The following is a 19,580-nucleotide window of genomic DNA, read 5'->3' as shown; positions in this document are numbered from 1 at the left end:
CGTTCAATCCGGTGGTCAGTTGTCGAACAGGCCGGTGAGCTGCCGTTTGAGCACCTTGCCGCCCTCGTTGCGGGGCAGCCGGTCCAGCAGCAGGAGCCGGGCCGGCAGCTGGTAGTCGGCGAGCCGGTCGGCGAGGAACCCGCGCAGCGCCGGCAGCGACAGCCCGTCCGGGCCGGTGGGCGGCCGGGGCACGACGGCGGCGGCGACCGCCGAGCCGAGCACCGGGTGGGGCACGCCGACGACGGCTGCCTCGGCGACCAGGGGGTGCTCGTGCAGCGCCGCCTCGACCTCCAGGGTGGAGACCTTGAACGCGCCGGTCTTGATCACGTCCTGGTGCCGGTCGGTGAGGTAGAGGTAGCCGTCGGCGTCGACGCGTCCGACGTCACCCATCCGTACCCACCCGTCCCGGAAGGTGGCCCGGTTGGCCGCCTCGTCCCGGTAGTAGGCCCGGGGGTACGGGGCACACAGCCACACGTCGCCGGTCGTACCGGCGGGCAGCGGGTTGCCGTGGGCGTCGGCGACCATCAGCTGGCCGCCGACCGGCCGGCCGACCGCGTCCCGCCGGGTCGGGTCGTAGATCATGGTGGTCTGGGCCGGGGCCGCCTCCGTGGAGGTGTAGTAGTTGACGATGGTGGCCTGCGGGAAGGCCGCGGCCAGCCGGGCCGCGATCGCCGGGGCCAGCGGCGCGGCGGTGGAGCCGATCAGCTGTACGCCGGAGGTGTCCCGGCCGCGCAGCGCCCCGGAGTCGAGCAGCTCGACGGCGATCGACGGTACGACGAACACGGTTCCGGTGCCGGCGGCCTCGACCAGCCGGGCGAACCGGAGCGGGGTGAACCGGGGCAGGGTGAGCGCGCCGGCCTTCGCGGTGAGCGCGTTGAGCAGCATGGTCTGTCCGGCGTTGGTGCCGATGGCGAACGCGTGCAGGAACCGTTCCGAGTGGGCCAGGGCGAGCCGGCGCGGGTGACTGGGCGCGCCGGCGGTGAGGTTGGCGTGGCTGGCCGCCACGCCCTTCGGGCGGCCGGTCGTGCCGGAGGTGTAGAGGATCTGCGCGAGGTCGCCGGGCCGGGCGGCCGACAGTTTGGGGTCGGTGTCGGCCTGGTCGGGGTTGGTGCCGGGATCGGCGAGCAGGTCGCCGCAGGTCCAGACCGGCAGGCCGGGCGGGACGGGCGGGGTGGGGGTGTCGTCGCCGTGTACGACGGCGGTGGCGGCGCAGTGCGTCAGCGCGTACCCGAGCTGCCCGGCGGCGAGCCGGTCGGAGAGCGGTACGGCGACGCCGCCGGCCCGCAGCACCCCGCAGTACGCCACCGCGAACCGCGTCCAGTCGTGGGCGCCGAACACCAGGCCGACGCGGTCGCCGTGGCGCAGGCCCCGGTGCCGCAGGGCGGCGGCGACGGCGCCCGCACCGGCGGACCATTCGGCGAAGGTCAGCCTTGCCACGCCGTGCACCTCGACCGCCACCCGGTCCGGGTGCAGCGCGGTACGCCAGTCGAGCAACTCGGGCACGGTCCGGGGCGGAGGTGCCCCCCGGCCGGTGGTCGTCGTGGTCATCTCAGCCCACCTCCCGTCCGGCCACGGCCACCCGTGCCCGGTGTTCCGGCATGCCGGCGGCCCTGGCCCGGCGTTCCTCGATGCCGACCAGGTCGTCCGGTGGCGCGTCGGGCACCTCGTCGTCGAACCGGGCGAGGACGGGCGTGGCCAGCGACACCAGCGCCGTCATCGCGATGCACAACCCGAACAGCACGTAGAGCAGCCCGTGACCCCGGCCCGGGCCGACGCCGATCACCGCGCCGACCGTGGTGGCCAGCGCGCCGTCGGGCAGCAGCAGCGGCTCGACCACCCGGGCGGCGAACGGCGCGACGAGCCCCCAGCCGAGTGGCAGGGTGGACTGCGCGACCATCTGGTTGAGCGCGAAGACGCGGCCGTGCGCGCGGGGCGGCACCTTGGTCTGGATGATCGTGTTGTAGACGCCGTTGACGATGCCGAGCGCCAGATACATGCCGAACGCGCCCGCGCCGACGACGAGCAGACTGGGCCGCAGCCCGGTCAGTACGGCGGCCACCGCGATGCCGAGGGTGCCCAGCAGCACCGCCCGCATCCGGCGTCGGCGGGGGCCGCCCCACACCAGCATCACCAGGCCGCCGGTGGCCGCGCCCACCCCGCCGGTCAACGCGACCCGCGCCACGTCGCTCAGGTCGGCGAAGCCGAGCACCAGTGGGGAGAGCAGGAACAGGGCGGGGAAGAGGAAGAAGTTCAGCGCGGCGAAGAACGCCAGCATCGCGCGGAACTCCCGGCGCCGCAGCGAGTAGCGCAGCCCGGCGACGATCTCCGCGCCGATGCTCTCGCGGCGTTGCAGGGCCAGGGTGCGGGGGAACCGGACGGTCGCCAGCACCCCGAGCGCGAACGCGTACGACGCCACGTCGAGGAGCAGGATGCCGCGCAGCCCGACGGCCTCCAGCAGCGCGACGGCGACCAGCGGGACGGTGAACTGGGTGAGGCCGACGGCGGTCTGGGTGAGGCCGTTGGCGTGGCCGAGGAAACGTTTCGGCACGAGCTGCGGCACGGCCGAGACGAACGCGAGGCGTTGGAAGGCCAGCGCCACCGACAGCCAGCCGGTCAACGGGTAGAAGTGCCACACCTCGACCCGGTCGGCCAGCACCAGCCCGGCCATGACCGCGTTGGCGCTCCCCGCGGCCACGCCGGCGAGCAGCAGGACGCGACGCCGACTGGTGCGGTCGATGAGCGCCCCGGCCAGCGGCGCGACGAGCAGGCCGGGCAGCAGGCCGAGCACGGCGAAGAGCGCGAACCGGGCCAGCGACCCGGTCTGGGTGTAGATCCACAGCGGGATCGCGAAGGTGGTCAGGGCGGTGCCCATGCCGGAGACGACCTGGCCGGCCGCGACCAGGCCGAAGCGGCGCATGCTCGGCGGCGGCGCGGTCGCCGGGGTCCGCTCGTCCCGCCCCGGCTGCCGGGCGGTCGGGCCGCCGGGCGCGGCTTCGGCGTCGACGACCGGGGCGGGCCGGTGGGAGACGCCGGCGAGCTGCCAGGCCGGTGGCGTACCGTCCGGCTCGGCCGGCGTGGGTGGGGGCGGCGCGTCGAGCCGCCGGTGTACGCCGGTGACGATCTCGGCCAGCTCACCGGCCCGGTACTTCAGGAAGTAGTGCCCGCCCTCGTCGATCACGGCGAGCGCGGTGCGGTCGGCGAGGAAGTGCCACTCCCGGTACCGCTCCTCGTGGTAGTCGGTGCCGCGGTCGCGCTCGCCGACCACGGAGACGACCGGCGCGCGCAGCGGGGTGACCCGCCGGCGCATCAGCTCGGTGAAGTAGTCCTCGGAGACCCGGGCGTCGTGCCGCATCGCGCGGATCAGGAAGCGGACCTCGTCGGGAGCGAGCGACCCGACGGCGGTGCCCTGCGCCTGCAGCCAGGTGCGGTAGATCCGGTCGCTGCGCAGGCGTTCGACCAGCCGTTGCCGCAGCAGTGGCCCGAGGAGCCCGCCGGCGGGCCGGCCGAACGGGAAGACCGCGCCGAGGTGGACCGCCAGCAGGTCCCGACCGGCGGCCTCCAGCCGCCGGGCGACCTCCACCGCCAGCGCGCCGCCGGGGCCGCAGTGCCCGTACAGGATCAGCGGGCCCGCCACCCGGGCCAGGATCTCCGCGACGACGTCGGCGGCGACGTCCTCGATGGGCGCGGGGTCGTCGGCGAGACCGATGTCGTGTCCGGGCACGGCCACCGACAGCAGCCGGTACCCGGGCGGCAGCGCGTCGGCGAGGGGCTGGTACACCACGGCGCTGCCGCCGCCGTACGGGACGCAGACCAGGGTGGCGATCCGGTCGGCGGCGGGCACCGGCGGGGTCAGCTCGTGCAGCAGCCCACCGGTGCCGGCTCCGGTGCCGACGACGAGGCCGGCCAGCTCGCGTACGGTGCGGTGGCGGAACAGGTCCATCACGCTGACCGCCGCCGTGACGCCGACGGTGGGCAGTTCCCGGCGCAGCCGGGCCACCACCTGGGTGGCCAGCAGCGAGTGCCCGCCCAGGTCGAAGAAGTCGTCGGTGGCGCCGACCTCGGCCACCCCGAGCACCGCCCGCCAGATCCCGGCGACCAGGGTCTCGACCGGCCCGACCGGCGCGACCCGTTCGCCGGCCGGCCCGTCGTCGGTCGGCTCGGGCAGGGCCCGCCGGTCCACCTTGCCGTGTTCCTGCAACGGCAGCCGGTCCAGGCGTACCCAGCGGCTGGGGACCATGTGCTCGGGCAGCCGGTCGGCGAGGCGGCGGCGCAGCTCCGCCGGTTCCGGTGCGACGGCGTCGGGCACCGGTTCCAGGTACGCCACCAGCCGTTCGTCGCGCAGCAGCACCACGGCCTGCCGCACCCCGGGACAGTCCCGCAGCGCGGCCTCGACCTCGCCCAGCTCGACCCGGTAGCCACGGATCTTCACCTGGTGATCGCGGCGGCCGAGGAACACCAGCTGCCCGTCGGAGCGCCAGCGGCCCAGGTCGCCGGTGCGGTAGAGGCGCGCGCCGGGCGGCCCGTACGGGTCGGGCACGAACCGTTCGGCGGTCAGGCCCGGCCGGTTCAGGTAGCCGCGGGCGAGCCGGTCCCCGCCGAGGTACAGCTCGCCGGTCACCCCGACCGGCACCGGCCGCATCCGCTCGTCGAGCACGTGCACCCGGGCGTGCGGCAGGGGCCGGCCGGTCGGCACCGGGCCGGTGCCCGGCGCGTCGGCGGTCACCTCGTGGGTGGCGACGCCGACGGTGGCCTCGGTGGGGCCGTAGTGGTTGAACACCCGGGCCGGGCCGGCCGCGGCCAGCGGGACGACGCGGTCCAGGTCGGACGACTCGCCGCCGAGGACCAGCGCGCGGGTGGGCAGCAGATCGCCCGGCTCGGCGTCGGCGGCCAGCGCCGCCAGGTGCGACGGGGTGATCTTCAGGTAGTCGATGCGCTGGGCGCGCAGCCGCTGCGCGAGTTCGGCGCCGGTGCACCGGCGGGGGAGCAGGTGCACCGCGCCGCCGGTGGCCAGCGCCAGGTAGAAGACGGTGACGCTGAAGTCGAACGACATCGACTGCAGCAGCCCGTACCGGGCGGCCGGGGCGATCCCGAACCGGTCGGCCACCCCGTCGAGGTAGCGCAGCACCTGCCGGTGCGCCACGGCCACCCCCTTCGGCGTGCCGGTGGAGCCGGAGGTGTAGATGACGTACGCGAGGTTCCCGCCGGTCGTCGCGGTCGCGGGTGGGGTGTCGGGCCGGGCCGCGACCTCGGCGGCGATCTCGTCCAGGCCGGTCGCCACCGTCTCGGCGGGCAGCCGGCCGCGCAGGTCGGAGCTGGTCAGCACCACGGTCGGCCGGGCGTCGGCGAGCATCAGGCCCAGCCGGGCGGCGGGCTGCTCCGGGTCCAGCGGCAGGTAGGCCCCGCCGGCCCGCAGCACGCCGAGCAGCGTCACGGCCAACTCGACCGACTGTTCCAATAGGACCCCGACCAGCCGGTCCGGGCCGACGCCGTGGGCGCGCAGCCAGTGGGCGAGCCGGTTGGCCCGCCGGTCCAGCTCCCGGTAGCTGACCGTGTCGGGGCCGCAGACCACGGCCGGGGCCTCGGGGGTGGCGGCGACGTGCGGACCGAGCAGGTCGGCCAGGGTGGTCGCCGGGCCGGTGACCGCGCCGGCGGCGCCGTCGTGGTCGGGCCGGGCGAGGGCCAACATCCGGTCCCGCTCGGCGGGGCCGAGCAGGTCCAGGTCGGCGACGGGCCGGTCGGGCCGGGCGACCGCGGCGCGCAGCAGCGTCTCGAAGCTCGCGGCCAGCCGGCGTACGGTGGCGGCGTCGAACAGGTCGGTGCTGTAGACGAACATGCCCCGCAGGCCGTCAGCGGTCTCGCCGACGTACAGCGACAGGTCGAAACGGGCGGCGGCGGCGTCGGTGCCGACGCCCTCGGCGCTCAGGCCGTCGGGCCACCGGCCGCCGCCCCGGGCGTAGTTCTGCAGGGCGAACAGCACCTGGAACACCGGGGCGCGGCTGACGTCCCGGGCGACGTTGAGTTCCTTGACCAGGCGTTCGAACGGGATCTCCTGGTGGGCCAGGGCGCGGACGACGGTGGTACGGGTGCGCCGCAGCAGGTCCGCGAAGCTCGGCTCGGCGCCGGGGGCGTCGTCGGCCGCCCGGACCGGAGTGAGGTCGGCGCGCAGGGCGAGGGTGTTGACGAAGAGGCCGACGAGGTTCTCCAGCTCCGGCACCACCCGGCCGGCGACCGGGGAGCCGATGGCGAAGTCCCGCTGGCCGGTGTAGCGGAACAGCACGGCCTGCAGGCCGGTGAGCAGGGTCATGTAGAGGGTGGCCCGGTGGGCGCGGCCCAGCCGGCGCAGCCCGTCGGTGAGGTCGGCGTCGAGGGCGAAGCGGTGGGTGTCGCCGGCGTACGACTGCACGGCCGGGCGGGGGCGGTCGGTGGGCAGCTCCAGCGGGGGTACGCCGGCCAGCGCGCCGGCCCAGTAGGCGAATCCGTCGCCGGTCGCCGGCCCGTCGAGCCGGTCCCGCTGCCAGGCGGCGTAGTCGACGTACGCGGTCGCCGGGGTCGGGGGCGGGGTGCCGTCGTCGCGCAGCGCGCCGTAGGTGGCGGCGACCTCGCCGAGCAGCAGGTCCAGCGACCAGCCGTCGCTGACGATGTGGTGCATCGCGAGGTGCAGGACGTGTTCCTCGTCGGCCAGCCGGACGAGGAGCGCCCGCAGCAGGGGAGCGGCGCCGAGGTCGAACGGGGTGCGGACGGAGGCGGCCACCAGCTCGTGGGCGGCGGGCTCGGTCGGCGCGGCGGTGACGGTGACGGGTACCCGCACCTCGGGCAGCACGGCCACGACGGGTTCGCCGTCGGCGTTCTCCGTGAACCGCATGCGCAGGCTGTCGTGCCGCGTGGCGGTGGCGTCGAGGGCGGCGCGCAGGAGGTCGACGTCCAGCGGTCCGCGCAGCCGCACGGTGGTGTGGACGACGTACGCGGCGGTGCCGGGGGTGAGCTGTTCGGTGAACCAGATCCGCTCCTGCCCGAATGACAGGCAGGGACTTCCGGTGGCGCGGTAAAAGGTCGAATTCGGCGGGATGGGGGCGGCCCGCGTCGGTACGTCAACGTTGGTCACGCGGTGCCTTCTCACTGCGATGGCGGGCAGGAGCCAGTAGTGTGCCCGCCGTGCCCGAGGCGCCGGATCGGCTGAATGGTCCACTGTGCAAAACACGATCGAGCGAATCGACACCGAACGGATCCGACGTACGGTCGGGAATGGGATTCGTCGACGTGGTGGTGCCCGCCGAATGGGCATCGGAGACGCTGGTCCGGGCCGAGTTCTCGGGCGCGGGGACCGGGTCGGCGCCGCTGACCTGGGCGCAGCAGGTGATGTGGCGCTCGGTCGCCCGGTACGGCTCGAACCACGTCTTCCTCAACCTGCGGCGTACCGTGCCGGTGTCCGCCCGGGCCGGGGTGGACCTGGCCGCGGCGGTCCGTGCGGTGGGGGCGTGGATGGGCCGGCACGGGTCGCTGCGTACCCGGGTCCGGGTGGTCGACGGCGAGCCGCGGCAGGAGACGGCGGCGGCCGGGGTGCTGCCGCTGCTGGTCCGCGCCGGCACGGGCGACGGCGCCCGGGCCGCCCGGGAGGTCGCCGGCCGGCTCGGTGACGTGGCGTTCGACCACGCTGCCGAGTGGCCGTTGCGCGTCGCCCTGATCATCGTGGACGACCGGGTACGGCAGGTCGTGGCGGTGTTCAGTCACTCCACGGTGGACGCGCACGCCGCCGAGCAGGTGCTGCGGGAGTTGCGGCTGATTCTGCTGCGCGGTGGTCTGTACACGCCGGCCGGCCCCCAGTCGCTGGACGTGGCGCGGCTGCAGCACGGGCCCGACCGGGGCCGCTCGGCGCGGGCGGTGGCGTACTGGCTGCGGGAGTTCCGCCGGTTGCCGGCGGAGCCGCTGCCCTCGGCCGGCCCGGGGCTGGAGCCGCCGCTGCGCCGGGGTGTGCTGGTCTCCCCGGCCGCCGGCGCGGCCGCCCGGCTGATCGCCGCGCGGCACCGGGTCAGCGTCTCCGCGGTGCTGCTGGCGGGCGTGACGGCGCTGGCCGCGGGTCGTTCCGGGCGACGGATCTGCGGCCTTTTTCCGATGGCGCACAATCGGTTCCGCGCCGGGTACGCGAATGCCGTCGCAAATCTCGGCCAGATCGGTTTCTGCGTGGTGGACCTGGCGGGACGCCCCGATTTCGCCGGACTGCTGTCCCGCGTGTGGGCCGCTTCCCTGGACGGCCTGCGGCACGCCTATTACGATCCTGCTACGCTGCGGCACGCATTCGGGGAACAGGGCGTCGACCACGCTTCGGCGTTTTTGCCGCACTACTATTTCAACGATGTCCGGCTGCCCGTCGGCGGCGTCGACCCGGTGCCGGCGGCGACCCGGAGCGAGTTGCGGGCCGCCCTGGCACACAGCACGTTCTCCTGGACGGCTGGCCTGCACCAGGCGTCCTGGCACCTGCTGACCCATGTGGTCGACGAGGCGGCCGGGGTGGGGTTCACCCTCACCGTCGACACCCGGCACGTCGCGCTGGACACGGTGGAGCCGTTCCTACGGGGACTGGAGGAGTTGCTGGTGGAGGCGGCGTTCGCCGAGGTGCCGTGGCCGTGGTCGCCCGTAGACGCCCGGCCGGGGGAAGCCCCCGTGCCGGTCCCCGTCGCGGGCGTCGAGGAGACGGCGTACGCGGAGTTCCACGGCGGGCGGGCCGGGACCGGGCCGCTCAGCTGGGGGCAGCGGGCGATGTGGCGGACCGTCGAGGAGTTCGCGTCCCCCGCCGCGTACCGGGTGCTGAGCCTGCCCCGCACCCTGGCCGTCTCGGCGCGGGCCGACGTGGCCGTGCCACGGGCGCTGGGGGCGCTCGGCGGGCTGGTCGCCCGGCACGAGTCGCTGCGTACCCGGATCCGCCGCCGGGACGGCGAGCTGCACCAGGAGGCGGCGGCGTCGGGGCGGCTGTCCGTCCTCGTCCACGCCGTGCCCCGGCCGGCGGACGACCCCGACGGCCGGACCGCCGCGGCGGAGCTCGCCGAGCGGCTGGGCGGGTCGCCCTTCGACCACGTCACCGAGTGGCCGCTGCGGGTCGCGCTGGTCACGGTCGACGACCGGGTACGGCAGGTCGTGGCGGTGTTCAGCCACTCCACCGTCGACTTCCACGCCGCCGAGACCGTGCTGCGCGACCTGCGGGTGCTCCTGCTGCGCGGGTCGCTGGACACCCCGCCGGGCCTTCAGTCGCTGGACCTCGCCGAGCGGGAGCGCGGCGTCGAGCGGCGGCGCTCGGAGCGGGCGGTGGAGTACTGGCTCCGGCAGTTCGACGGCCTCACGGCGAGCCTGTCCGACCCGGTCGGGCCCGCGCCGGGCCCCCGCTACCGGCGCGGCTCGCTGGTCTCGCCGGCGGTGCACCAGGCGGCGCGGCTGGTCGCGGCCCGGCACGGCGTCAGCTCCTCGACGGCCCTGCTGGCGGCCACCGCCGCCGTGCTGAGCGCGGACCCCGGGCAGGACACCTGCGGGATCGTCGTGATGGCGAACAACCGCTTCCTGCCCGGGTACGACCGCGCCGTCGGCACCGTCAACCAGATCGGGCTCTGCCGGCTCGACCTGGCCGACCGGCCCGGCTTCGCCGAGCTGCTGCCCCGTGCCCGCCGGGCGGCGCTGGACGCCTACCGGCACGCCTACTACGACCCGGCCGCGTTCGAGCAGGCCTTCACCGACCTGGGCCACGACCACCGGAGCGTGCTCGCCCCGTTCTGCTACCTCAACGACATCCGGCTGTCGCACGACGTCGGCACCGACGCGGCGGGCCCGGACGAGGCGGCTCTGCGGGCGACGGTGGCCCGCGGCGCGTTCCGCTGGCGGGAGCCGCTGGACCAGTTCGCCTGGCGCTGCCGGGTGCAGGCGCTGGACGCGCCCGGCGCGGTCGAGCTGGTCGTCACCGCCGACACCCGGTATCTCCCGGCGGAGCGGGTCGAGCCGTTCCTGCGCGGCGTCGAGGCGCTGCTGGTCGAGGCGGCCTTCCGTGACGTGCCCTGGCCGTGGTCCCCTTTCCCCGGCCGGGACCCGGCCGGCTGACCGCCGGCACCCGTCACGAACCGCCGCCCGACGCCGAGGTGTCCACGGCAGGGGAGACCCACTGGTCGGACGCGTCCAGCGCCGTACGCAGCCGGGCCAGGAACGCGCCCAGCTCCGCCGCCCCGGCGCCGTCGAGCACCCGGCGCATCAGCGCCGAGCCCACGGCGACCCCGTCGGCGTATCCGCACGCCTCGGCCGCCTGTTCCGGGCCGGAGATCCCGAACCCGAGCAGCACCGGCAGATCCGTGGCCTGCTGGAGCGAGGTCACCAGGTGGCGACCGGATTCCCGTAGCTGTGCCTGCTCGCCGGTGGTCCCCATGATGCTGACCGCGTACACGAAGCCGCGGCTGCGCCTGGCGATCTCGACCCGGCGTCGCGCCGTGGTCGACGGGGAGGCGAGCAGCGCGAGGTCGAGCGCAGCGCCCTCGGCCGCCCCGGCGATCGGGTCCAGCTCGTCGATCGGCAGGTCCGGCACGATCAGGCCGCGTACTCCGGCGGCGCGGAGCGCGGCGCAGAACGCGTCGGCGCCGTTGCGCAGGACCAGGTTGGCGTAGGTGAACGCGATCAGGGGTACGGGCAGGGCGAGCCGGGAGATCTCGTCCAGGATCCGTCCGGGGGTGGCACCCCGGGCCAGGGCCTGGTGCGAGGAACGCTGGACGACCGGCCCGTCCAGGGTCGGGTCGGAGAACGGGAGGCCGACCTCGATGGCGTCGGCGCCGGCGTCCACGGCGGCCCGCAGCAGGTCGGTCCAGTCCTCGGTGACACCGCCGGTCACGTACGGCACGAGCAGCTTGCGTCCGGCGGCCCTGGCCTCGCGGGTACGGGTTTCCAGTGCGTTCACGACAGCTCCATCAGGGTCGACATGTCCTTGTCGCCCCGACCCGAGAGGGTGAGCAGCACCGTCGAGCCCGGGGGGATCGTGCTGTCCCCGGCGGCGCGGATCACCCACGCCACCGCGTGCGCGGACTCCAGCGCGCAGAGGATGCCCTCGGTGCGGGCCAGCCGGTGCGTCGCGGCCAGCACCTCGGCGTCGTCCACGGTCACGTAGCTGGCCCGTCCCAGGTCCGCCAGGTACGCGTGTTCCGGGCCGACGCCCGGGTAGTCCAGCCCGGCCGCGATCGAGTGCGCCTCGCTGATCTGCCCGTGCTCGTCCTGGAGGACCTTGGAGCGGAATCCGTGCAGCACGCCGGTGGAGCCGGCGTTGATCGCGGCGCCGCCCGCGGCCTCGACACCGACCAGCCGGGCCGCGGTGTCGACGAAACCGGCGAAGGTGCCGGCCGCGTTGGAGCCGCCGCCGACGCAGGCCACCACGAAGTCGGGTACGCCGGCGGTGAGGCCGGCCGCGCACTGCACCCGGGCCTCGTCGCCGATCACGCGCTGGAACTGGCGAACCATCCAGGGGTACGGGTGCGGGCCCAGCGCCGAGCCGAGGCAGTAGTAGGAGTCCTCGACCGCGGTGACCCAGTGGCGCAGTGCCGCGCTGCACGCGTCCTTGAGGGTGCGGCTGCCGGAGGCCACCGGTACCACCTCGGCCCCGAGCATCTTCATCCGGAAGACGTTGAGCTGCTGCCGTTCGATGTCCCGCTCGCCCATGAAGACCGTGGTCTCCATGCCGAGCAGGGCGGCGGCGGTGGCCGTGGCCACGCCGTGCTGGCCCGCGCCGGTCTCGGCGATCAGACGGCGTCGGCCCATCCGCCGCGCCAGCAGCGCCTGACCGAGGACGTTGTTGATTTTGTGCGAGCCGGTGTGGGCCAGGTCCTCCCGCTTGAGCAGCAGGTTGACGCCCAGCTCGGCGGAGAGTCGCGCCGCCGGGGTCAGCGGCGTCGGCCGGCCCACGTAGATCGAGAGCACGTGGTCCAGCTCGGCCCGGAACAGCGGGTCGGCCCAGGCCTCGGTGAACGCGCGCTCGACCTCCTCGCACGCCGGGACGAGCGACTCCGGGACGAACCGGCCGCCGTACTCGCCGAACCTGCCGAGCCCGGCCGGTCGGCGGGAGTCGGCCACGACGGGCTGATGAGCGACACGCAGGAGCTGATCCACGGCAATCCCCTCACAGTTCTAGAACAGTAAGGTTGTTATATCAGCTCGTGAGGGAGAGTTCTAGAACTCCGGCCGGTCGGTTCGGGAACCGCCTCACGCCGACAGGGGGTCGTCTCCCATGGCGTAGCTCAACTGGTGGCCGCTGGCCTCCCGGGTGTTCATGATCACGACGCTGTTCCCGGCAAGGACGGCGAAGTCGACCACGAGCGTGCGGCCGTCGGCGTCGCGGGTGATCCGCTCGCTGCGCATCGCCGGCTGGCCGGCGGGGAGGCCGAGCAGGCCGCCGATCTCCTCGGGCATGAGCACCGGCGCGATCGTCTCCTCGGCCTGTGCCGCCACCGCGCCGGCCCGCTCCGCCAGGACGGCGTACAGCTCCTGCCTTTCGAAGTCGACGTCGCCGAGCGAATCGGCGAACGGCTGCGGGAGGTAGGACAGCTGATGGATCAGCGGAGTTCCCCGGACGACCCGAATCCGTTCCAGCTTCAGCACCGGACCGTCCAGGGGAATCCGGAACCGCCGGGTGAGATCCGCCGGCGCGGGGACGATCTCACGGCTCAGCACCCGGGTACGGACCTCGATGCCGTGCGCCCGCAGGTCGTCCGCCAGGCTGCGCAGATTTCCCATCGAGTAGGGCACGGGCAGCGCCCGGACGTACGTGCCCCGGCCGGGAAGCTGCTCCACCACGCCCTGGTCGCAGAGCTCGTCCAGCGCCTGGCGCAGCGTCATTAGGCTGACGCCGTACTCGTCGCTCAGGTGCCGCTGGCCCGGCAGCGCGTCGCCGGGGGCGAACTCGCCGTTCCTGATCCGCCTGATCAGGTCGTCGCGGATCACCAGGTACTTCGGAGTTCTGCCCGGAACGTCGCGCATGCGTTACCCAGCCCTGAGAGTCGGAACGGCGCGGGGCGCGCCGCCCGATGGGCGCGGCCCCACGTCCTCTTCTGCGTGCCAGCGTATGGCCGCCGGCGGGGCCGGCGGACGCGCGGGTGGGCCGAGGCGCCCCGGTGCCGTGGCGAGACCAGGCGGGCGCGGGCCGGTCAGGGGAAGTCGTCGGGGCTGGTGACGGGCAGCGTCGCCAGCAGTTGCCCGGCCAACCGCCGTACCGTGCTGTCGTCCTCCTGGTGGGCGAGCCGGACCAGCACCCCACGGGTGCGGGCGTCCTCGCCGTAGTGGCGTGCCAACGCGAGCAGCGCCGTCCGGCGGATCTCCCAGTCGTCGTCGTCCACCAGGCGCATCAGCAGCTCCCGCACCTCCGCGCGGTCGGCCAGCGTGGCCGCCAGCTGCTCCACCGCCCGACGTCGGACCTCCAGGTCCGGATCGTCGTGGACCAGCCCCACCAGCAGCACCCGGACCGCCGGATCGGCCCCGAAGTGCTCGCCGAGCGCGGCGGCGACGCGGGCCCGGATCGCCGGGTCCTGGTCGGCCAGCCGGCGCATCAGCCGATGGGTGACGGCCATCGACGCCGAGCCCCGCGTGGTCAGGCAGCGCACCGCCGCGTCGAACACCGCCGGGTCGGTGTCGGACTCGACGCACTCCAGCAGCCCGTCGGTCACCACGTCGGGGCTCCCGTGCTCGGCGAGGGTCCGCACGGCGGCCAGCCGGATGCCGGCGTAGCTGTCCCGCCGGGCCCGTCGGGCCAGCGTGTCCACCAGTCCGCCGGCCGCGCCGTCGCGGGCCAGCGCCTGCGCGGCCGCGCGCAGCACGTTGGGATCGGGGTCCCGGCGGACCTGCTCGGTCAGGCACTCGCGCACCTTGGCGTCCAGCGGACCGCCACCGCGGGTCAGGCTGCGGGTGACCTGCAACCGGACGATCGGGTCCCGCTCCTGGGAGGCCCGGCTGATGAGCAGGTCACGGGTGGCGTGCTCCAGCAGCGGCCGGCCGGTGAGCAGCTCCACCGCGGCGAGCCGGAGGCTCGCGGTGGGGTCGTGGCGGGCCCGCTCCAGCAGCAGCTCCCCGGTGCGGTGGTCCGGGTACGCCTCGGCCAGCTCGCGTACCGCGGCGAGGCGCACCGTCGCGTCCTCGTCGGACCGTGCCGTCTGTGCCGCCACCGCCCACCCGGTCTCGCCCGACCGGTACCGGTCGACCAGTACGGTCACCGCCGCGGCCCGGACGGCCGCGTCCTCGTCCTGCTCGATCCGGTCCACCAGCCGGTCCCGGCAGCGCCCCTCGGGGTCCGGCGCCAGCATCAGCCGCTGTACGGCGACCGCGCGGACCCGGGCGGCGGAGTCCGAGCCGGCCAGTTTCAGCAGCAGCTCGGTGCCCTCCGGGCCGGGCCCGGGCAGCAGCTCGGTCACCAGGCAGCGGCGCACCTCGTCCGGGGCGTCGCCGGCCACCCGCGCCAGCGCCCGGGTACGGGCCGCCTCGGCGTACTCGGGGAGCGTCACCAGGCAGTGCAGCGCGCACTGCACCACCCCCGGGTCGGTGTCGGCGGCGAGCAGCCGGTGCAGCGTCTCGGGCGCGCCCGGCAGGTCTTCGCAGCGCGCGGCGAGCACTCCCGCGGCGGCCCGCCGCACCGCGGTGTCCCGGTCCTCGGTGGCGCGCGCCAGCAGCAACTCACGGACGTCCTCGGAGAGTTCGGCCCGGCCGCTGAGGGACTGCACGGCGAGCGCGCGCACCGCGGGATCGGGCGAACCGGCGAGGTCGCGCAGCACGTCGACGAGGTCGGGGTCGGCGCCGAAGTGGGCGACCAGAGCGCGTACCGCGGCCTGCCGTACCGCGGTCGAGCCTTCCGCCCGCGCCTGGGCGAACAGCTGATCCCGGCAGTACCGGCGGCTGTGGCCGGTGGTGTCCGGCCGGCTGGCCGCCTCGGCCAGCCCGGCGACCAGGGTGATCCGGGCCTGCCGTTCGCGGCGCTGCCCGAGTTCCCGTTCCAGCAGCTCCTCCAGCTGCTCCCGGGGTGCGGACAGCGTCGCGGCGACCCGGGTGGCGAACGTGGACCCGGAGCGCCAACTGGTCCGCACTCCCCGGCGGCGATACCAGTGCAGGAAGGTGGCACGGCCGGGCCACTGCGGCCCGAGCGCCCGGATCGAGGAGAGCAGCTCCTGCTCGGTGAGTTCCGCCAGGTTCGGGTCGTCGGCCGAGATGCCGTGCTCGACCAGCAGTACGACCTGACGCAGCACCGCGTCGCCGGCGTCGGCCAGCTCGGCCGGCTGCGGAGCCTCCGCCACGCACTGCGCGGCCAGCACCAGGTTCCACGGGGGGCTGGTCAGGTTCAGCGGCGGCCAGGGCCGGTTGACCTCGGTCGCGAGCAGGGTGATCAGGTTGTTGGCGGTGTGGGCGGGCAGCGCGCCGGCGACCAGCCGGAGCACCTCCCGCCAGGACGGGTCCGACCAGTGCTCGCGGAACAGCGCGCGCATCTGGTCGAGGGACCAGGCGTCCGGGTCGTGCTCGAACCTGTCCACGATCTCCTCGGCGCAGAAGTACTCCAGGAACGTGCGGTGCACGAACCCGAACAGTCGCAGCCCGTACCGTTCCAGGATGAAGCTTCGCTGGCGCAATTTGTCGATCATCGAGTAGGCCATGGCGTGCGCCCGCTCGTTCTCGAAGCCGTAGAACTCCACCAGATGATCCCGGAAGATCCGGGCCAATTCGTCGGATTCAATATAGTTCCCGGCTGGGCCGGACTCCCGGCACTGCATCCGGTACGCCAGGTGGCGCAGCAGCCGCAGCTTCGCCTGCGGGTCCAGCGGCGGCACGTCGCCGTGGCTCTCCCGCAGTTGCTTGGTCACGTCCCATTCGGAGATCAGCACGTCCGTGACGTGCGCGTAGAGCCGGCGCCGGTTGCGCGGCAGCGGGTGGTCCCGGCCGACGATCGCCATGAGCGTCAGCAGCAGCGGGTTGCCGGCGATCTCGTGCATCGCCTGGGATCCGCGTACCACGTCGAGGATCTGTCGCCGCTGCCGGTCGGCCTCGGCCGCCGGTGTGGGCATGACGAAGCGGTACCAGCTGCCCAGGAACCGCGTGATCCGCTCGTCGTCGAGGTCCTCCAGGGTGAAGTGGTCGAAACCGGCGTTGGCGAAGGTGTGCCGCAGGTACCCGGCGGCCCGCGAGGTGACCACCGTGCGTACCCCCGGGTACTCGGTGGCGAACGTGGCGATCTGCGCGGCCACCTCCTCCCGGTGCGCCGGGTCGAACACCTCGTCCAGCCCGTCGAACAGGAACAGCGCCTGGCCGCCCTGCCGCAGGTACGCCTCCAGCACGTCCCGGTCGATCCCGGCCAGTCCCTGCTGGCGGCGATGGCCGACGTAGTCCAGCAGGCCGTCGCACCGGCCGTCCCCACGATGCGTGGAGTACGAGCGCAGCTCGATCAGGACGGGCAGGTGCCGGTCCAGCGCCGCCAGCCGGGGCTCGGCGCGCACCCCGGCCAGCACCAGCGCCAGATACCGTGCGGCCGCCGACTTGCCCGAGCCGGGATCGCCGAGCAGCACGATCGCCCGCCGGCTCGGATCGGACACCACGTCGAACAGGGCCAGCGCGTCCTTGGCCGCGTACTCCTCCCAGAGCCGCTCCACGTCCTCCGGGTTCACCACGCCGGGCAGGCCGCCGGTGTCGCCGTCCGCCGTGGAGCCGGCCCAGCGCCACCAGGCCAGCGGCATCTCCGGCCGGGCCTCCTCGTGCACCCGAGGCTCCACGAACACGTTCGACAGGCCGACCGTGAGGTAGCCGATGGTGGGTCGCGGCGAGACCGCGTCCAGCGGCACCGCCTGGTACATCTGCCGCAGATGCTTGTGGTAGTGCTTGCGCGCCGTCTCCGGCAGGTGAATGTCGGGGTCGCCGGGCTCGCGCGCCGGGGACCGGCCGCTGCGTACGTCGGCCAGGGCCACGGTCACCTTCGCCGAGAGGTCGTCCACACTGGTGAAGAAGGCACACAGGTGGCGTTCCTTGAGCTCCCGGCGTAGCGCGACGATCTGCTGCCAGTCGGCGTCCCGATCGACCATGTCCACCGGCCACGGGGTGTCCTCGGCGAGCAGGAAGATCAGGCAGGGTTTCCCGGCCGCGAGCGCCTCGCGGTACTCCAGTTCGGTGATGGAGGACTTCTGGCCGGGCGGCCGAAATCCGTATCGCCAGGCGAAGAGGCCCACGTAGAGGTCGCACCGGCGCACGTCGGACAGGCAGCGTTCCAGGGGCGGCCGGATATCCGCGCCGTACGCCTCCATGGCCACGTCTTCGATCTCGAGGCGACGGGCTGCCGCGTGCACGGCGGCTCGATATTCCAGCAGGTCCTTTTGGGTGGCCGAAATGTAAACCTTCATGGACGGCAAACTCCAGGGGTGGCTGGCGACCGCATCATTCAAAATATCAGCCTCCTTCACATCCATCCGGCCCGCGAACGCCCGGCGTCCAGTCGGATATGTGCTCCCCGCATCCGGTGGTCCTATGATGGCGGGGTCGGATTCGGATCCGGTGCGAGCCGAGCCCATGCCGACCGGCGATCCGCACGTGGGCCGTGTCGGTGCGGGTCACGGCGGCGTGCGTCAATCACCATGGGACCGCATTCCGCGGGGCGACCGCGGACCGGTGGTGGCGATGCGGAGGAAGCCATGCTCACGGTGGGTGAGGTGCACACCAGCCTGCTGCAGCACAGCACGGCGTTGGCGCAGGAGCAGAGTTCCGAGGTGCTCAGCCTGGTGGAGGGCGAGGCCGTGCTGACCTCCCGGCGCCCGTCGCTGTACGCGGTGTCGCCCGACGTCCGCACCGGCGTGGACTGCTGGCTGCCCAGCGCCCGGAAACGCCAGCTCCGCGGGGTGGGCGCGGTGGTCACCCGGGCGGTCATCACCGGCGGCCGGATCGCGCAGGCATCCTCGATCATCCAGGTCGTCGCCGGGGAGCGTCGCCGGCCGTGGTCGCACTACCTGGCCAATCCCGGCGTGCTGGAAACGGTTGGCAAGCTGGACGTCGAGGACCTGGCAGCGGGCTTCCGGCTCGGCAACGCCGCCGACGTGCTGAACCTGGAGGCGATCACCGGCCGGGTGCTCGACGGCGTGCAGATGTCCGAGGTGCTGGATCGGCGACCGCCACTGCGCGCGCCGCGCACCCGGCTGCGCTGGACCGCCCAGGTCGACCAGCGGCCGGACGCGGCCAGCGCCGTGGTCAAGGTGGACACCCCGACGCTGCGTACGGTCGAACTGGTGGTCGGCCCGCAGGACGTGCCGGCCGTGGTGGCCGGCCTCTGCGAGGATCTCGCCCTGCACGACTGGCTGCTCACCACGCTGTCCACGCTCATGGAACTCGCGGTGACCCGGGCGGTCTCGACCCGGGAGCACATCGAGCGGCTGCGGCCGGTGCTGGAGCACCTGCGGCACCTGTGGCTGCCCGGCGCGCGGGTGGACCCGCGGCTGCGGCCGGTCTGGGAGCAGTTGGAGCAGGTGCCCGGGTTCAGCCGGCAGTGGAACTCCTCGGTCAACTGGATCCTGGACCAGATCACCGTGGGAAACATGGCGCTGCTGCGCGACCTGGCCGACCGGGTGGCGGTCAACCAGCCGTGCCCGCGCTGACCACGCTCACTCCCCGATGAACACGTAGCTCAACCGGTCGACCAGTTCGCTGGGCAGTTCCAGACCCTCGCCGCTGGCCCGCTTGGCGACCTGGCGGGCGACCGCCGGTGGCACCGCCACCTGACCGAGGATGGTCCGCACGGCCATCTCCACCGGCAGGTACCGGGTGTCCATCAGGGTCACCGTGCGGTACGCGCAGAACGGCGTGGCGAGCGGGTTCAACTGGACGATCGCCGGCAGCTCGTCCCAGTCGGTGGGCAGCGGCTCGCCGGGCGGCAGCCGGTACGGCTGGGCCACCGTCTCACCCCGGTGCCGCAGCACGCCCAGCCGGGTCATCTGCCAGACCGAGGCCAGCAGCGCGCAGGCCCACACCCGGCCGTTCGGCTCGTCGGACCACAGCTCGACGTCGACGAAGATGGAGTGCCGGGGATCGCCGGACTGCACCGGTGGGGACCACGGCAGCGGCAGGGTCATCGCGGGCGCGTCCACGTGCCCCGGCGAGCGCTTGCCGTTGGACAGCCAGCCCGACTCGTTGAGCGGCGGGCGGCTCCCGTTGGTGTTCCGGGGCGGCTCCACCACCAGCGTGTCGACCACCAGCTGGGCCAGTTCGACATCGTCGTGCCGGGCGAAGCTGGACTCCCGGGCCACGTAGTCCAGCACCAGCCCCTGCGCCGCCGCGGCGTCCTGCACCTGCGGGATCACCTCGCGCGGGTTGCCGAATCGGTGGAAGTAGTCGTCCACCAGGAAGCAGGTGCTCACCCGGGGTTGCCGCTGCGGACGCAGCCCTCGACGGGCCAGCGCCGGGATCGCCTGGGCCCAGTCCGCGATCCGCTCGAACTTGCGCCGCAACTCCCGGCACCCGTCACCGAAGTCCTCCGCGTAGACGTGCCCCAACTCCACCGACAGGTGTGAGTACGGCACGCTCTCCGTGCGACGCACTGCGGCTGCCTCCTGGAACCTGACATCCACGGT

9 protein-coding genes are annotated in these 19,580 nt (G+C 74.1%); 2 read left to right on the top strand and 7 right to left on the bottom strand.

What is annotated here, in order from left to right:
- Positions 1-15: 15 nt before the first annotated feature.
- On the bottom strand, positions 16-1,548 hold the full coding sequence (locus GA0070621_RS12325) for a class I adenylate-forming enzyme family protein (RefSeq protein ID WP_091194768.1): 1,533 nt from the start codon (positions 1,546-1,548) through the stop codon (positions 16-18).
- A 1-nt stretch (position 1,549) separates the two neighbouring features.
- Entirely contained in the window at positions 1,550-7,102 is a 5,553-nt protein-coding gene (locus GA0070621_RS12320) for a non-ribosomal peptide synthetase/MFS transporter (protein WP_167666838.1), read from the bottom strand.
- A gap of 140 nt (positions 7,103-7,242) precedes the next feature.
- Here GA0070621_RS12320 and GA0070621_RS12315 point away from each other — a divergent pair, with 140 nt between their 5' ends.
- The gene (locus tag GA0070621_RS12315) at positions 7,243-10,077 is read left to right on the top strand and encodes a condensation domain-containing protein (protein WP_091194764.1); all 2,835 of its coding nucleotides are present in this window, start codon (positions 7,243-7,245) and stop codon (positions 10,075-10,077) included.
- 13 nt (positions 10,078-10,090) lie between these two features.
- Here the strand turns inward: GA0070621_RS12315 and trpA are convergent, their stop codons facing one another.
- From trpA to GA0070621_RS12295, 4 genes are all read right to left on the bottom strand, one after another.
- Positions 10,091-10,918 (bottom strand): tryptophan synthase subunit alpha, encoded by an 828-nt coding sequence (gene trpA, locus GA0070621_RS12310; RefSeq protein ID WP_167666837.1) that lies wholly within the window; start codon positions 10,916-10,918, stop codon positions 10,091-10,093.
- Complete coding sequence (gene trpB / locus GA0070621_RS12305; RefSeq protein ID WP_091194761.1) at positions 10,915-12,117, bottom strand: tryptophan synthase subunit beta; 1,203 nt, start codon at positions 12,115-12,117, stop codon at positions 10,915-10,917. Before trpB ends, trpA begins: the two co-directional genes overlap by 4 nt.
- A 93-nt stretch (positions 12,118-12,210) precedes the next feature.
- Positions 12,211-12,984: a GntR family transcriptional regulator gene (locus tag GA0070621_RS12300; protein WP_091194758.1), complete on the bottom strand. Its 774-nt coding sequence runs from the start codon at positions 12,982-12,984 to the stop codon at positions 12,211-12,213.
- A 167-nt stretch (positions 12,985-13,151) separates the two neighbouring features.
- Positions 13,152-17,366 (bottom strand): HEAT repeat domain-containing protein, encoded by a 4,215-nt coding sequence (locus GA0070621_RS12295; RefSeq protein ID WP_167666836.1) that lies wholly within the window; start codon positions 17,364-17,366, stop codon positions 13,152-13,154.
- 288 nt (positions 17,367-17,654) lie between these two features.
- Between GA0070621_RS12295 and GA0070621_RS12290 the strand changes: the two genes are divergently transcribed.
- Positions 17,655-18,608: an SCO2521 family protein gene (locus GA0070621_RS12290; protein ID WP_091194752.1), complete on the top strand. Its 954-nt coding sequence runs from the start codon at positions 17,655-17,657 to the stop codon at positions 18,606-18,608.
- Positions 18,609-18,614: 6 nt separating this feature from the next.
- On the opposite strand, the gene GA0070621_RS12285 is transcribed toward GA0070621_RS12290, so the two are convergent.
- The gene (locus GA0070621_RS12285) at positions 18,615-19,577 is read right to left on the bottom strand and encodes an SCO2522 family protein (protein ID WP_269455539.1); all 963 of its coding nucleotides are present in this window, start codon (positions 19,575-19,577) and stop codon (positions 18,615-18,617) included.
- Positions 19,578-19,580: the final 3 nt, after the last annotated feature.

This window comes from Micromonospora narathiwatensis, from assembly GCF_900089605.1.
GTDB classification, from domain to species: domain Bacteria; phylum Actinomycetota; class Actinomycetes; order Mycobacteriales; family Micromonosporaceae; genus Micromonospora; species Micromonospora narathiwatensis.
Note: the sequence above shows the minus strand (reverse complement) of the source record. Positions and strands in the feature narration are given on the sequence as shown.

Coding starts and splice junctions, on each gene's coding strand:
- GA0070621_RS12325 (WP_091194768.1), bottom strand. CDS start 1,548: ATGACCACGACGACCACCGGCCGGGGGGCACCTCCGCCCCGGACCGTG.
- GA0070621_RS12315 (WP_091194764.1), top strand. CDS start 7,243: ATGGGATTCGTCGACGTGGTGGTGCCCGCCGAATGGGCATCGGAGACG.
- GA0070621_RS12300 (WP_091194758.1), bottom strand. CDS start 12,984: ATGCGCGACGTTCCGGGCAGAACTCCGAAGTACCTGGTGATCCGCGAC.
- GA0070621_RS12295 (WP_167666836.1), bottom strand. CDS start 17,366: ATGAAGGTTTACATTTCGGCCACCCAAAAGGACCTGCTGGAATATCGA.
- GA0070621_RS12290 (WP_091194752.1), top strand. CDS start 17,655: ATGCTCACGGTGGGTGAGGTGCACACCAGCCTGCTGCAGCACAGCACG.